Annotated in this window: 13 protein-coding genes; 9 read left to right on the top strand and 4 right to left on the bottom strand. The window is 73.0% G+C overall.

Annotated features, from left to right (window positions below; genetic code table 11):
• The first annotated feature begins 146 nt into the window (after window positions 1-146).
• Window positions 147-1,193 (top strand): hypothetical protein, encoded by a 1,047-nt coding sequence (locus tag ACWD3E_RS03940; RefSeq protein WP_451385933.1) that lies wholly within the window; start codon window positions 147-149, stop codon window positions 1,191-1,193.
• On the opposite strand, the gene ACWD3E_RS03935 is transcribed toward ACWD3E_RS03940, so the two are convergent.
• The gene (locus ACWD3E_RS03935; protein ID WP_451385932.1) at window positions 1,190-1,864 is read right to left on the bottom strand and encodes a phosphotransferase; all 675 of its coding nucleotides are present in this window, start codon (window positions 1,862-1,864) and stop codon (window positions 1,190-1,192) included. The two genes, ACWD3E_RS03940 and ACWD3E_RS03935, sit on opposite strands and share 4 nt — an antisense overlap.
• Window positions 1,865-2,167: 303 nt before the next feature.
• Between ACWD3E_RS03935 and ACWD3E_RS03930 the strand changes: the two genes are divergently transcribed.
• From ACWD3E_RS03930 to ACWD3E_RS03905, 6 genes are all read left to right on the top strand, one after another.
• On the top strand, window positions 2,168-3,397 hold the full coding sequence (locus ACWD3E_RS03930) for a prenyltransferase/squalene oxidase repeat-containing protein (protein WP_451385931.1): 1,230 nt from the start codon (window positions 2,168-2,170) through the stop codon (window positions 3,395-3,397).
• On the top strand, window positions 3,394-4,059 hold the full coding sequence (locus ACWD3E_RS03925) for an SCO2322 family protein (protein WP_451385930.1): 666 nt from the start codon (window positions 3,394-3,396) through the stop codon (window positions 4,057-4,059). Before ACWD3E_RS03930 ends, ACWD3E_RS03925 begins: the two co-directional genes overlap by 4 nt.
• Window positions 4,052-5,140, top strand: coding sequence for an energy-coupling factor transporter transmembrane component T (locus ACWD3E_RS03920; protein ID WP_451385929.1), 1,089 nt, complete (start codon window positions 4,052-4,054; stop codon window positions 5,138-5,140). Before ACWD3E_RS03925 ends, ACWD3E_RS03920 begins: the two co-directional genes overlap by 8 nt.
• Complete coding sequence (locus tag ACWD3E_RS03915) at window positions 5,137-6,906, top strand: ABC transporter ATP-binding protein (protein ID WP_451385928.1); 1,770 nt, start codon at window positions 5,137-5,139, stop codon at window positions 6,904-6,906. Before ACWD3E_RS03920 ends, ACWD3E_RS03915 begins: the two co-directional genes overlap by 4 nt.
• Window positions 6,903-7,751 (top strand): ECF transporter S component, encoded by an 849-nt coding sequence (locus tag ACWD3E_RS03910; protein WP_451385927.1) that lies wholly within the window; start codon window positions 6,903-6,905, stop codon window positions 7,749-7,751. The genes ACWD3E_RS03915 and ACWD3E_RS03910 overlap by 4 nt, the downstream gene beginning before the upstream one ends.
• 338 nt (window positions 7,752-8,089) lie before the next feature.
• Window positions 8,090-8,503, top strand: coding sequence for an aggregation-promoting factor C-terminal-like domain-containing protein (locus ACWD3E_RS03905; RefSeq protein ID WP_451385926.1), 414 nt, complete (start codon window positions 8,090-8,092; stop codon window positions 8,501-8,503).
• Here ACWD3E_RS03905 and ACWD3E_RS03900 read toward each other — a convergent pair.
• On the bottom strand, window positions 8,500-9,756 hold the full coding sequence (locus tag ACWD3E_RS03900; RefSeq protein ID WP_451385925.1) for an alpha/beta hydrolase: 1,257 nt from the start codon (window positions 9,754-9,756) through the stop codon (window positions 8,500-8,502). The genes ACWD3E_RS03905 and ACWD3E_RS03900 overlap by 4 nt on opposite strands.
• Window positions 9,757-9,859: 103 nt before the next feature.
• Between ACWD3E_RS03900 and ACWD3E_RS03895 the strand changes: the two genes are divergently transcribed.
• Window positions 9,860-10,549: a YoaK family protein gene (locus ACWD3E_RS03895; protein ID WP_451385924.1), complete on the top strand. Its 690-nt coding sequence runs from the start codon at window positions 9,860-9,862 to the stop codon at window positions 10,547-10,549.
• A gap of 49 nt (window positions 10,550-10,598) precedes the next feature.
• On the opposite strand, the gene ACWD3E_RS03890 is transcribed toward ACWD3E_RS03895, so the two are convergent.
• Window positions 10,599-11,768, bottom strand: coding sequence for a steroid 3-ketoacyl-CoA thiolase (locus ACWD3E_RS03890; RefSeq protein ID WP_451385923.1), 1,170 nt, complete (start codon window positions 11,766-11,768; stop codon window positions 10,599-10,601).
• 243 nt (window positions 11,769-12,011) lie between these two features.
• On the opposite strand from ACWD3E_RS03890, the gene ACWD3E_RS03885 reads away from it, so the two are divergent.
• Window positions 12,012-13,250 (top strand): cytochrome P450, encoded by a 1,239-nt coding sequence (locus ACWD3E_RS03885; protein ID WP_451385922.1) that lies wholly within the window; start codon window positions 12,012-12,014, stop codon window positions 13,248-13,250.
• On the opposite strand, the gene ACWD3E_RS03880 is transcribed toward ACWD3E_RS03885, so the two are convergent.
• Window positions 13,234-14,811, bottom strand: a complete 1,578-nt coding sequence (locus tag ACWD3E_RS03880) for a glycosyltransferase family 39 protein (protein WP_451385921.1) — start codon at window positions 14,809-14,811, stop codon at window positions 13,234-13,236. The genes ACWD3E_RS03885 and ACWD3E_RS03880 overlap by 17 nt on opposite strands.
• Between the last annotated feature and the right edge of the window lie 209 nt (window positions 14,812-15,020).

Below are 15,020 nucleotides of genomic sequence, written 5' to 3'. Positions count from 1 at the left end.
TGTTGACAGTTGAGGGTGGGACGGGTGAGGATCAAGACACACAGAGCAAGAACAGAGCGTGATCTGGCCCGCCTCGGGTGCCGCCTATGGGGGAGCGGCATCCGGGGCGTCACTCTGTCCGCCTTCTCCCATGAAGGTGAGCACCGATGGCGCAGCCTGTCCTTCTCCTCGGTGCGGAACAACGGGCCGAGTACGGCGAGTTCACCCTGTCACGGATCGCAGCGGCGCATCCGGTGGTGCTGGTCGGCACGGCCCCGCCGCCCTGGGCGCGGCCCTTTCTGTCCGGGCACATCGCGGCCGACCCGCGCCACGAGACCCAGACGACCAACGCGGTCACCCGGTACGCGGCCCGGCATCCGGTGCGCGGCCTGCTGACCTGGGGCAGGGAGCATCTGGCCACGGCGGCACGGATCGCCGAGCGGCTGGGGCTGCCCGGACTGCCGTCCGAGACGGCCGTGGCCTGCGCCGACCGGGCGTCGTTGTCCGCACTGCTGACCCGGCTCAACGGGCCGCCGGCCGGGGCCAAGGACATGACGGGGCCGCTGGTCTTCGCCGAGACCGTGGTCCTGGACGACGAGGTCCGCATCGCCGCGCTCACCCGTACGGCACTGGGCCCGCCGCCCGCCCGGCTGCCGCTGCGGCACCAAGTGCACGCCCACGACGGGCTGTTGCACAACCGGTTCTGCCGCCAGGCCGTCGAGCGGACCGTTCGCGCCCTCGGCCTCTCCCACACCGTCGCACGCGTCGGCCTGCGGCTGACCGAACGCGGCCCGCGTGTCGCCGACGTCGTCCCGCACCTCCCCGGCGATCTGGTCCCGCTGCTGGTCGAGCTGGCCACCGGCGTGGACCTCGTGCGGGCCGCCGCGACCCTGGCCACCGGCCGCCACCCGGACCTGACCCCCACCCGGCAGCGGGCCGCCGCGATCCAGTTCGCCTACCCGGCCGCAACCGGCCGGCTGACCCGACTGGACCTGGACCCCGCCGTCGCGCACGAGCCGTCCGCCGAGCGCATGCTCCTCACCAAGCGGGCCGGCGACGCGGTGACGGCGGCCCCGCACGCGAACGTCACCGACCGGCTCGCCCACTGGGTGGTGAGCGGCGACGACACCGACGAATGCGCGCAGGCCCTGCGCCGCATGGCCGTCCATCTGACCGCCGCGATCCTCCCGACGTCCGACCTGTTCGCAGCCTAGTCCTTCCGAAAGGCCAGCGAGCGAATCAACTCCACGGCGTCTGCAAGGAGTTCGACCTCTCGGCGGGTCATGGTCGGGTTGCCGGCCCGACGTCGGCGGGCCTCGGCCAGGCCCGTCTCGGTGAGGTCGGACGGGTCGGCGAGCAGCGCGGTGAGCAGCGCGCGGGCGGCGTCGGCCAGGGGCTCGTCGCCGACGGCGACCTGGGCGAGGATCACCGCGGACATCCCCCAGTCCAGGCCCGGATGCCCGTCCTCGGTGTTGGACCAGTCGATGACCCGCGGCCCGTCCGCAGTCATCATCACGTTGTCGGGGTGCAGGTCCAGATGCAGAACACGGGCCTCCGGGTCGGCCGCGTCCCTCCCCGGTACGGCGTGCAGCCGGCGCAGCAACCGGGCGAGCAGCGCGCCCGCCTCCGCCGCGCCCACCCGGCCCTCCACGAGCGCGCCCAGCAGGGTCGGCCCGGACAGCCGCTCCAGCACCAGGTCGGTGCGCGACCCGTCGGTCCGTACTCTCGGCACCGGATACCCGTGCTGTCGCACGTACGCCATCACGTCAGCCTCGGCCGCCGCGTTGCCCCAGCCCTCCCGGTCCCGGCGCAGCACCCACGCGTCGTCGATCTCGTACACATCGGCCGAACGGCCCGATCCGATCAGTTTCCCCGTCACCGTCATGAGCGTGACCGTACTGCCCCGGCCCGGTGTGGCCACAGCCACTCCGAGCTGCCGCGGAGCTGCCGGTAAAGTGGCGGGGTCGTCATCACACCCGTACAGGGGGAAGCCGGTGTAATTCCGGCGCTGACCCGCAACCCTGAACCGTCGAAGAACGGTCAGCCGGACTGCCTCGCACGGGACGTTGACCGGCTCACGTGCGTCGGCGGCCCGCCGCGCACGGCACCGTCGAGGTTTACGGAGCCGAGCCGCCCGGGGTGTTCCCGTGCGCTGCCGGCTCCCCCCAGGGAGAGGCAGTCGCCGACCATGAACGTATGCCGCAGTGCCGCGGCTCTCGCCGCCGTAGGCGTGTTGGCCGCCGCCGCGCCCGCCACGGCCGCCGGGGCGTCCCCGTCCCCGGCCCCGAAGGTCACCGTCCCCGCCGGGCTGTTCGGCAAGGCTGACCCGACCTACGACGGCGTGTGGCGCCAGTCGCTGGCCCTGCTCGCCCAGCGGACGCTCGGCGAACGGCCTGCCGCGTCGGCCATCAACTGGCTGGTCGAGCAGCAGTGCCCCGACGGGGGGTTCGCCGCCTTCCGTGCCGACCCGGCCAAGCCCTGCGGGGGCAAGGGCGCCTCGGCCGACACGAACAGCACGGCCGCCGCCGTCCAGGCCCTGAACGCGCTCGGCGAGCACGACGGTGAGGTCGAGAAGGCGGTGTACTGGCTGAAGGGGATGCAGAACAAGGACGGCGGCTGGGCCTACTCGCCGGGCGCCCCCAGCGACACGAACTCCACCTCCCTCGTCATCGGCGCGCTCACCGTGGCCGGTCAGGACACGGCCCGGCTGCACGCCGACGGCGGGACGCCGTACGCGGCGCTGGCGCAGCTGTCCATCCCCTGCGACCAGGACGGCGGTGGCGCGTTCGCGTACCAGCCGGGCAAGAAGGGCAAGCTGGTCGCCAACGCGGACGCCACGGCCGCCGGTGTGCTCGGCGCGCTCGGCAAGGGCTTCGTGACGACGGCCGGGAAGGCGCCCGCGAAAACCGCCTGCGCCACCGCCAAGAAGCAGACCCCGGCGCAGCTCGCGCAGAACGCCGCCACGTACCTGGCCGGCACGGTCGCCAAGACCGGCTACCTGAAGTCCGCCCTGCCCGGCGCCACCGACCAGCCCGACTACGGCAACACCGCGGACACGGTCGTCGCGCTCGCCGCGGCAGGCCGGACCGAGCAGGCGAAGAAGTCGTACGCCTGGCTGGAGAGGAACGCCACGAAGTGGGCGCAGCAGAGCGGCCCGGCCGCGTACGCCCAGCTGATCCTCGCCGCGCACGCGACCGGCGCCGAGCCGCGCGACTTCGGCGGCACCGACCTGGTCCGCGCGCTCGACGCGACGGGCCCCGCGCCTCAGCAGGCGAAGGCCACGGCCAAGCCCGCGAAGGAGAAGCGGAACGAGGACAGCTCGAAGACGAGCGTCTGGTGGATCGTCGGCGTGGGCCTCGTCGCGGGCATCGGCGTCGGCTTCCTGCTCAGCGGGCGCCGGAAGAAGCAGCAGCCGTGACCGTCGTCCGCCGTGCCGCGACCCTGCTCGTCGCCGCCGTTCTCCTGCTCGCCGGTGCCGTACAGGCGCAGGCCACCGGGTATCGCTACTGGTCGTTCTGGGAGCGCTCGGGCGGCCACTGGACGTACGCCACGCAGGGGCCGTCGACCGCCCGCCCCGACGACGGCGCCGTCGAGGGCTTCCGGTTCGCGGTGAGCGAGGACTCGGCCGACGCCAGCCGGCCGCGCGGTACGGCGGACTTCACCACCATCTGCGCCCACACCCCGGCCGAGCCGGGCACCAAACGGGTCGCCCTGGTCATCGACTTCGGCACACCCGAGGACGCCCCGTCCGGCGAGACCCCGCCCGCCGGACGCACGGCCTGCGCGCGCGTCTCCCCCGACGCGACGACGGCCGAGGCCCTCGCCCAGGCCGCCAAGCCCCTGCGCTACGACACGAACGCCCTGCTGTGTGCGATCGCCGGGTATCCGCTGAAGGGGTGCGGGGAGCAGGTGTCCTCGGGAGAGACGGGGAAGAAGGGGACCACCGCCGCAAAGCAGACCCCGGAGTCGTCCCCGAAGAAGGACAGCGGCCCTTCCCTGGGCCTGCCGATCGGAGCGGGCGTGGTGGCCGTGCTGGCAGGAGCGGCGATATGGCAGGCCCGACGGTCCCGCCGTGGCTGACCCGCGCACGCGCGCCGTAACCGTGCATCCCGGCGCCTGGTGGCTCTGGGCCCTCTCGCTCGGTACCGCGGCCACCCGCACCACCAACCCCCTCCTCCTCGGCCTCCTCGTCGCCGCATCCGGCTACGTCGTGGCCACGCACCGCTCCAGCGCCCCCTGGTCCCGCTCCTACACGGCGTTCGCCAAGCTCGGCGCCGCCGTTCTGCTCATCCGCCTCGTCTTCGCGGTCGTCCTCGGCTCCCCCATCCCCGGCTCGCACATCCTCCTCACGCTCCCCGAAGTCCCGCTCCCGCACTGGGCGCAGGGCATCCGCCTGGGCGGAGAGGTCACCGTGGAGGCGCTCGTCTTCGCCTGCTACGACGGTCTGAAACTGGCCACCCTCCTGATCTGCGTGGGCGCCGCGAACGCCCTCGCGAGCCCCACCCGGCTGCTGAAGTCCCTGCCCGGCGCGCTGTACGAGACGGGCGTGGCCGTGGTCGTCGCGCTCACCTTCGCCCCGCATCTCGTCGCCGACGTCCAGCGGTTGCGCGCCGCGCGCCGGCTGCGCGGCCGGCCGGACCGGGGCGTGCGCGGTCTGCTCCAGGTCGGACTGCCGGTCCTGGAGGGCGCGTTGGAGCGCTCGGTCGCGCTCGCCGCCGCGATGGAGGCCCGCGGCTACGGCCGCAGTGCCGACGTCCCCGCCGCCGTACGCCGTACGACGGCCGCGCTCACCCTCGGCGGACTGCTCGGCGTGTGCGCGGGCACGTACGGGCTGCTCACCGCGGAGGGCGGCACGTACGGGCTGCCGGTGCTGCTCGCCGGGGTCGCCGCCGCGCTGGCGGGGCTGCGGCTGGGCGGTCGCCGCTCGCTGCGCACCCGGTACCGGCCCGACCCGTGGGGCGGGCGCGCCTGGCTGGTGGCGGGCTCGGGGGCCGCGGTCGCCGCGCTGCTCACGCTGGCCTCCGCCCAGGATCCTGACGCGCTGCATCCCGGGGTCGTACCCCTGGTCGCGCCCGCCCTGCCCGTGTGGCCCGCCGCGGCGGTACTGCTCGCCCTGCTGCCCGCCTTCATCGTCCCCCAGGGCCCCAAGGAGCTGTCGTGATCCGCTTCGAGGATGTCAGCGTGACGTACGAGGGCGCGGCCGAACCCACCGTGCGCGGAGTGGACTTCGAGGTGCCCGAGGGTGAACTCGTGCTGCTCGTCGGCCCGTCCGGGGTCGGGAAGTCGACCGTGCTGGGCGCGGTCAGCGGGCTGGTGCCGCACTTCACCGGCGGGACCCTGAGCGGCCGGGTCACCGTGGCGGGGCGGGACACCCGTACGCACAAGCCGCGCGAACTGGCCGATGTCGTCGGCACGGTGGGGCAGGATCCGCTCGCGCACTTCGTGACCGACACCGTGGAGGACGAACTCGCCTACGGCATGGAGTCGTTGGGCCTCGCCCCGAAGGTGATGCGGCGCCGGGTGGAGGAGACCCTCGACCTGCTGGGCCTGGCCGGGCTGCGCGACCGTCCGATCGCCACGCTGTCCGGCGGGCAGCGGCAGCGGGTCGCGATCGGCTCGGTCCTCACCCCGCACCCCCGGGTGCTGGTCCTCGACGAGCCGACCTCGGCACTCGACCCGGCCGCGGCCGAGGAGGTACTGGCGGTGCTGCAGCGCCTGGTCCACGACCTCGGTACGACGGTCCTGCTGGCCGAGCACCGTCTGGAGCGGGTCGTCCACTACGCCGACCGTGTCGTCCTGCTGCCCGCCCCCGGCGCGGCCCTGGTCCTCGGCACCCCGTCCGAGGTGATGGCCGTCTCCCCGGTCTGCCCACCGGTGGTGGACCTGGGCCGCCTCGCGGGCTGGGACCCCCTGCCCCTGACCGTCCGAGACGCCCGCCGCCGCGCGGGTGCCCTGCGGGCACGCCTCACGGACCGGGCGCGCGTGCCGGGGACGCGGCCCACCGGCCGAACGCCGTCCGGCACTCCCTCGCGGGGCACGCCCGCACCCGCGTCCGCCTCACAGGCCCCGGCCGCTGCCTCGCAGACGCCCGCACCCGCCCAGCCCACGCCCACCCTGCGACAGCCCCGCCGACGCCTGTTCCGCCGCTCCACCCCGGCTGTTCCGCTTCCCGAGCAGCGGACCGCCGAGGTCCGCGCCCTCGCCGTCCGCCGGGGCGGGGTCGACGCCCTGCGGCGGGTCGATCTGGCCGTGGCCCCGGGGGAGACGGTCGCGCTGATGGGTCGTAACGGGGCCGGGAAGTCCACGCTGCTCGGTTCCCTGGTCGGGCTGGTGGAGCCGACCTCGGGCACGGTCCGCGTCGGCGGAGCCGTACCGCACCGCACCGCGCCGCGCGAACTCGTGCGCCGGGTCGGTCTCGTCCCGCAGGAGCCGCGCGACCTGCTGTACGCCGACACGGTGGGCGCCGAGTGCGAGGCCGCCGACCGGGACGCGGAGGCCGAGCCGGGCACCTGCCGCACCCTGGTGTCCGAGCTGCTGCCGGGCATCACGGACGACACGCATCCGCGTGACCTCTCCGAGGGGCAGCGCCTGACGCTCGCCCTGGCCGTCGTCCTGACCGCGCGCCCGCCCCTGCTCCTGCTGGACGAGCCGACACGCGGCCTGGACTACGCGGCGAAGGCCCGCCTGGTCGCCGTACTGCGCGAGCTGGCTGCCGCGGGGCACGCGATCGTGCTGGCCACCCATGACGTGGAACTGGCGGCCGAGCTCGCCCACCGGGTGGTGCTGCTCGCCGAGGGCGAGGTGATCGCCGACGGGCCGACCGCGGAGATAGTCGTGTCCTCCCCGTCCTTCGCCCCGCAGGTGACGAAGATCCTGGCCCCGCAGGAGTGGCTGACGGTCGCCGAGGTGCGGGAGGCGCTGGCGTGAGCACCGAGCGAGCCCGCGGCACCGAGCCGGCCCGCGCCGCCCGCCCCGTCCGCCTCGGCCCCCGCTCCGTCGCGGCCCTGGTCCTGACCGGCGCCGTCGGGGTCGTCGCCTTCGGCTGGCCGTTTCTCGCCCCGCCCAGCTCGCAGCTGAGCGCGCACGCCCAGGACGCGCCCTGGCTGTTCGCGGGTCTGCTGGCGCTGCTGGTCGCGGTCGTGGCGGCGACCATCTCCGAGTCGGACCTCGGCCCGAAGGCCGTCGCCATGCTGGGCGTCCTGGCCGCGACCGGGGCCGCGCTGCGCCCGGTCGGCGCGGGCACGGCGGGGATCGAGCCGATGTTCTTCCTGATGGTGCTCAGCGGACGGGTCCTGGGCCCGGGCTTCGGCTTCGCGCTGGGCTCGGTGACGATGTTCGCCTCCGCGCTGCTCACGGGCGGGGTGGGCCCGTGGCTGCCGTTCCAGATGCTGGCGATGGGCTGGTTCACCATGGGCGCCGGGCTGCTCCCGGCCCCGTACCGCCTGCGCGGCCGTGCCGAACTGTTCCTGCTCGCCGGGTACGGCGCTGTCGCCGCCCTCGCCTACGGCACGGTCATGAACCTGGCCGGCTGGCCCTTCATGGGCGCCCTGGCCTCGGACATCGCCTTCGACCCGCACGCCGCGGTCCCCGCCAACCTGGCCCGTTTCCTCGCGTACTGCCTGGCCACGTCCCTCGGCTGGGACCTGGGCCGGGCCGTGTGCACCGTGGTTCTCACGCTCACGCTCGGCCCTGCGCTGCTGCGCGCGCTGCGCCGGGCCACGCGCCGGGCCGCTTTCGAGACCGCGGTCACATTCGACGCTCCCGGTGCGTGAGGGTCCGTATCCGGACGGTCGGCGCACCGGTGAAGCAGCCCACATGACGCAGGTCACCTACGACCCGGGATCGTAGTCCCATTTGTCCGATACATCCGTTCTGGCACCCCATCTGACCTGCAGATTGAGACCCACGCCACACAACGGACGAGGCGGGCCGATCCGGCCACAACTAGTAAAAGGGGTCATTGCGGACCGGCCGCGAGCCTGTTTCTCTTGAGCTCGTCGCCAGGCGCCACGAGCCCACACGGGCCGCGGCGCCGACGTATGGGACCACGGCACAACACCTGGTTCACGGCATACGGGCGATCCCCTGTCCCCGACGCAAGAGGTTCTCCGTGTCCGTCTCCTTCATCCGTCGCATCGCTTCCCCGAAGAAGGCCCTCACCACCGCCGCCGTGGCCGCCGCCACCGCCGGCCTGGCTCTGACCGCGGCGCCCGCCCAGGCCGCCACGACGTCGGCCTCCTCCGCCCAGGCGATCGCGCACAAGATGATCCCGGACGCCGCGCAGTACAACGCGTTCAGCAAGATCGTGGAGCACGAGAGTGGCTGGAACCCCTCCGCCACCAACAGCTCCTCCGGCGCCTACGGCCTGGTCCAGGCCCTGCCGGGCTCCAAGATGTCCTCCGCCGGTTCCGACTGGAAGACCAACCCGGCCACCCAGATCAAGTGGGGCCTGGACTACATGAACTCCCGCTACGGCAGCCCGGCCCAGGCCTGGTCCTTCTGGCAGGCGAACGGCTGGTACTAAGCCGTTCCGCCGGCGAACCACCGAGCGATCTTCGGCAGCGCCGCGACGTACGACCCCACGTGGTCGACGTCCCCCTGATTCAGCACCCGCACCCTCGCACCCTCCTGGGCGAGGGTGCGCGCGCATGTCCGGGCGTTGCCGATCGGCACGTCCGTGTCCTTGTCACCCGCGTACAACCGCACCGGCACATCCGGCTTCCAGTCACAGGTGTGGTCATTGACGCGCAGAGCCTCGCGGAAGGCTCCCGTCGGCCGGCTCAGCTGCCGGTAGAAGCTGTCCGTCAGCAGCTCCTTCACATCGGGGGCGAGCTGCCGGGTGATGTCCTCCTCCTCGTGCCGCCCGTCGAAGAGCCGCTCGACGCGCCCGGCGTACGGCTCCTGGAACACCTCGGCCGGGTCCTTGTAGATGTGATGCAGCCGGTTCTGGGCGACGAGGAAGTAGGAGATGTAGAACACCCCGCTGATGTCATTGACCCGCCCGTCGGCGAGCGCGGGCACCTCGGTGCCCTCCAGGTCGTACGGTCCCGCAGCCGGGGCGACGGCCTTCAGCCGGAACCCGGGGGCGTCCCCCTCCTGTACGGCGCGTGCCACCGCCATCGCGACCTGCCCACCCTGGGAGAACCCGGTGGCGTACACGTCCCCGTTCACCGTGCGCCCGAGTCTGCCCGCAGCCGTCCGGGCGGCCCGCAGCATGTCCACGGACGCGGTCACGGCCGACCGCGTGTCCATGTAGGGGTGGAGCCCCGGCCCCTTCCCGAGCCCGAGGTAGTCGGGTGCGGCGACGGCGCGTCCGGTGGAGGCGAAGAGGTACGACTGCGTCCCCGCGTCCTCGGAGACGGAGGGGGCGTAGCCGCGGTTCACCATGGTCCCGTGCGTGTCGGAGACGAGGCCGAGCCGCTGCCCGCCGCCGTCCGGGAGGGTGAGCAGCCCGGTCGCCGTGGTGGGCCGCCCGTACGGGTCCACCGTCCGGTACGTCACGCGGTAGGCGTGGACGTCGTAGCGCAACGAGTCGGTGCCGACGTGCAGTTGGTCGAGGGCGTGGGCGATCTCCGCGCGGCTGTGCGCGGCGACCGGCACGACGGACACCACGTCCCCCCGGCCGGCGTGCCGCTGCCCGTCGGCGGCAACGGCGACGGGAGCCGGCCCACCACCGACGACACCCAGCGCGGCCAGCACGGCGGCGGCCCTCTTCCAGGTCGCCCAACTGGGCTGCTTTTCCCCCGAAAGACGCTCTGTACGCGTGTCCTGTGTCATGCCCTGAACGCTACGGACGCACGCTGCGCCGGGACATCCGATGATCCCCCGCGTCAGTGATGGAGTTGTCCCCACCCTGTACGTCCGGCGAACCGGAGGAACGATGCCGACACCGACGACTCCAGCACCGGCGGACCCGGACGCACGCGGGGTCCGCCTGGTGGCCGTACTCCTCGTACTGACCGTGGTGAGCGGCCTGATCGACGCGGTGAGCTATCTGGGCCTGGGCCACGTCTTCACGGCGAACATGACGGGCAACGTGGTGGTCCTGGGCTTCGCGGCGGCCGGCGCCCCCGACTTCTCGGTCCCCCACACGGCAACCTCTCTTTCCTGCTTTCTCCTCGGCGCGGTGACCGGCGGCCGGGTGGCGGCCCGCTACGGCAAGGGCCCGCGCCGCACCTGGGCCCGCGTGACGCTGGCGGTGGAGGCGCTCCTGGTGGGCGCGTCGGCGGCGGTGGCCTTCACCTGGCCGTCCGCCCCGGCCACCCGCTACGCCCTGATCGCCCTCACGGCCTTCGCGATGGGCCTGCGCAACGCGACGGTCCGCAAACTGGGCGTCCCCGACCTCACCACCACGGTCCTCACGATGACCCTGACCGGCCTGGCCTCCGACTCCCGTCTGGGCGACGGAACCGGCCGCCGCTCCCCCCGCCGCACGGCCGCGGTACTCGCGATGGCGGCCGGCGCCTGCCTGGGCGCGTGGCTGGTCCTCCACCACGGCCTGGGCATCCCCCTGCTGCTCGCGGCTGCACTGTCGGGGGTGCTGGCGGTGGTGGCTTCGGGACGGGAGTGAGTACGGCAGATTCCGCCGGTGCGAGGCAAGTTGAAGCAGCCCGCCGCCGTCAGAGCCGCTGGATGATCGTCCCGGTGGCCAGTGCGCCGCCCGCGCACATCGTGATCAGTGCGAACTCCTTGTTCGTGCGCTCCAGTTCGTGCAGGGCGGTGGTGATGAGTCGGGCGCCCGTCGCGCCGACCGGGTGGCCGAGGGCGATGGCGCCGCCGTTCACGTTGACCTTCTCCAGGTCCTGCTCGAAGACCCGGGTCCAGCTCAACACCACGGACGCGAAAGCCTCGTTGATCTCCACGAGGTCGATGTCCCTGAGGGACATGCCCGCCTTGCCCAGCACCGCGCGGGTCGCGTCGATGGGGCCGTCCAGGTGGAAGTGCGGGTCGGCGCCCACCAGGGCCTGGGCGACGATCCGTGCCCTCGGCTTCAGCTTCAGGGCGCGAGCCATCCGCTTCGACGCCCACATGATCGCCGCGGCCCCGTCCGAGATCTGCGACGCGTTGCCCGCCGTGTGAATCGCCGTCGGCATGACCGGCTTCAGGCCCGCCAGCGCCTCCATCGACGTGTCCCGCAGCCCCTCGTCCTTGTCGACGAGGCGCCACATGCCCTGACCGGCGTGCTGCTCCTCCTCCGTCGTGGGCACCTGCACCGCGAAGGTCTCCCGCTTGAAACGTTCCTCCGCCCATGCGTTGGCCGCCCGTTCCTGTGACAACAACCCCAGCGCGTCCACGTCCTCCCGCGTCAGGCCCCGGCGGCGGGCGATGCGTTCGGCCGCCTCGAACTGGTTGGGGAGGTCGACGTTCCACTCGTCGGGGAAGGGCTTGCCGGGGCCGTGCTTCGAGCCGGAGCCCAGCGGCACCCGCGACATCGCCTCGACCCCGCAGCTGATCCCCACGTCGATCACGCCCGCCGCGACCATGTTGGCCACCATGTGTGAGGCCTGCTGGGAGGAACCGCACTGGCAGTCGACCGTCGTCGCCGCCGTCTCGTAGGGCAGGCCCATCGCCAGCCAGCCGGTGCGCGCGGGGTTCATGGACTGTTCGCCGGCGTGGGTCACGGTGCCGCCGACGATCTGCTCGACGGCGTCGGCGGGCATGCCGGTGCGGCCGAGGAGTTCACGGTAGGTCTCGCCCAGGAGGTAGGCGGGGTGCAGATTGGCGAGCGCGCCGCCGCGCTTGCCGATGGGGGTGCGTACGGCTTCGACGATCACGGGTTCGGCGGCCATGGGTGCGGGTCCTCTCCGAGAGGGCTCTCCTCCAGAACTGAAGAACTGGTACGTGTTCTAGTTCTTTAGTGCAGTCTGCTGACGTGATGTCCATCACCGCAAGGGTCTTGCAGGTGTCGAAGCCGCAATCTGCACGAATTCCGCACCGATTGGGGGTGCCGTACCTCTTGCCAGTTATAGAACCCGTTACTACCTTCACGGCACCCGCTGATGGGCCGTCAGAACGGACGACGGGAGCCGCCGATGCACTGCCCCGCGCTGCCCGACGGGTTCGACCTCACCGACCCCGATCTGCTCCACCACCGCGTGCCCCTGCCGGAGTTCGCCGAACTGCGCCGCACCGAACCGGTCCGCTGGATCCCGCAACCGCACGGCATCGCCGGTTTCGCCGACACCGGTTACTGGGCGGTGACCCGGCACGCGGACGTCAAGTACGTCTCCACGCACCCGGAACTCTTCTCCTCCTCCCTCAACACCGCGATCATCCGGTTCAACGAGCACATCGAACGGGACGCGATCGACGCGCAGCGGCTGATTCTGCTCAACATGGACCCACCGGAACATACGCGCGTGCGGCAGATCGTGCAGCGCGGCTTCACGCCACGCTCGATACGGGCCCTGGAGGAGCGCCTGCGCGCCCGCGCCGAGGCGATCGTCGCCGCCGCCCGCGCCCGCTCCGGCCCCTTCGACTTCGTCACGGAAGTCGCCTGCGAACTCCCGCTCCAGGCCATCGCCGAGCTGATCGGCGTCCCGCAGGAGGACCGGTCCAAGATCTTCGACTGGTCCAACCGGATGATCGCCTACGACGACCCCGAGTACGCCATCACCGAGGAGGTCGGCGCCGAGTCGGCCACCGAGATCATCGCCTACGCGATGAACATGGCCGCCGAGCGCAAGCGGTGCCCGGCGCACGACATCGTCAGCACGCTGGTGGCGGCGGAGGACGAAGGGAACCTGAACTCCGACGAGTTCGGCTTCTTCGTGCTGATGCTCGCGGTGGCCGGCAACGAGACGACGCGGAACGCCATCACGCACGGCATGCACGCCCTCCTCACCCACCCCGGCCAGTGGGACCTCTTCAAGCGCGAGCGCCCCGCGACGACCGCCGAGGAGATCGTCCGCTGGGCGACCCCGGTCAACGCCTTCCAGCGGACGGCGACCCAGGACACCGAACTGGGCGGAGTGGAGATCAGGAAGGGCGACCGCGTCGGCCTCTTCTACGCCTCCGCCAACCACGACCCGGAGGTCTTCGCCGACCCCGACGCCTTCGACATCACCCGCGACCCCAACCCCCACCTCGGCTTCGGTGGCGGCGGCCCGCACTTCTGCCTGGGCAAGTCCCTCGCGGTGCTGGAGATCGACCTGATCTTCAACGCGATCGCCGACGCCATGCCCACCCTCCGCCTGGCCGGCGACCCCCGCCGGCTGCGCTCGGCCTGGATCAACGGCGTCAAGGAACTCCAGGTCACGACGGCCGCCTGACACAGTGCCCCACCCGGGTGTAGACGAGCACCTGTGCTCCGTGCACCCGGGTGCGCTCGCAGACCTCGAAGTGCCGCCGTAGCTCCTGCCGTTTGACCACTTCCTGCGGGTAGGGGTCGAGCGGCTGGCCGGGCGGGTCGGCCAGCGCGACGATGCGGTGCGCCGCCCGGATGCGCCGCCCGATGGTGTCCGCGGGCAGCTCGGTGCCCTCCAGGGTGCCCGAGGCCACCGGGGACTCGGCCAGGGCCAGATCGTGCAGGCCGGCGTAGAGGGAGGGGCTGGACAACAGCCACTCGCGGCGCCGGGCGGGCAGGAACAGCACGTCGTCCCCGGGGCGCGTGAAGCCCGCGACGGCTTTGGCCACGGCGACGGCGTCGTCCTTGCGGCTTTCCGGGGAGCGCACCCGCAGCGACCACGGCAGCAGGACCGCGACCGCCGCCACGGCGGCCAGGCAGGCCGTCAGGATCCGGGCGGCAGGCGGGAGCCGGTGTCGCAGCAGCCCGACCGCCCGGTCCAGCGCGGCTCCGACGAGCAGCGCCAGTCCGGTCATGCCGTAGAGCACGTACCGGTCGACGTACCAGGGCTTGACCAGGGACACCGTCATCAGCAGCCCTGAGGGGGCCATCAGCATCGGCAGGGCGAGCCGCACCAGAGCAGACCGGCCGGTGCCGGTCCCGCGCAGCACGAGACAGGCCGACAGGGCGCCCGCCGCCACCAGTCCCGCGAACTGCAGCCACATCGACAGGCCGGGGCGGCGGAGCCAGCCCAGCTGCCGGTCCGCCTGCCCCGCGCTCACCAGTGCCAGCGGGGCCAGAGCCGCCAGCACCGCAGCCGCCGCCGCTCCCCAGCCCGACCACACCCGGCGCGGAACACGCAGCCGCCACAGGGTCAGTGCATGGGCCGCCGGCACCAGGGCGGCGAACTCGTGCAGCCAGCACGTCAGGGCAAGGGTCACCGCGTACGCGGTCCACCACCGGCGGCGCGCCGACTCGATGCCGCGCAGGAAGAGGTACGTGGCCCAGGTGACGCCGGCCGTGACCAGCGCGTAGGACCGGCCCTCCTGCGCGTACTGCTGCGTGACCGGCAGCACCGCGAAGACGAGCCCGGCGAGGACACCGGCCCGGCGCCCCGCCAGCCGTGCGCCGATCGTCCCGACCCCCGCTGCCGCCAGGGCCATGGCCAGCGTCGAGGGCAGGCGCAGGGCCACCAGGCCGCCGTCCCACAGCGCGAACACCGCGTGCATGAGCAGGTAGTACAGGCCGTGCACGGCGTCGATGTGGCCGAGCAGGTGCCACAGCTGCCCGACGGAGCGATGGGCCACCTGATCGGTGACCGACTCGTCGCGCCACATGCTGTCGTGCCGGTCGATCCCCCACAGGCCGAGCGCCAGCGCCGCCACGGCCGGAAGGAGCGCCGGCAGCGCCCCTCCGGTGGCGCGGCCGTGCCGGTACGCCGGATGAACGGTGATCCGCGAGCTCGCGTCCCCGCGGCGTGAGCGCGTCGGATCGAGGTGCAGCGTGCTGATGGTGCCCTCCCGGAAGCCAGGGCGCGGCTCGTACACGTCGACCCGTGTCGTGCCGTCTGCCGGCCCGCCGCACCGTGTGAAGTGCGCGCGCGGCACCGGCTCCCTGGCCTCGTCGCGCCGTCGCGCTCTGACCAGCAGTCAAGGGGGCGGAGGATTGTTGGTCAGGCCGCTCACGGGCCGCCTATCAATCCCGGTTCAAGACGGCGCCGTGGCGCACACCGCCGAGGAGGTGTTCCGGAGGTTCA

The organism is Streptomyces sp. NPDC002676 (assembly GCF_053592455.1).
This window is presented reverse-complemented; position numbering and strand designations above follow the sequence as displayed.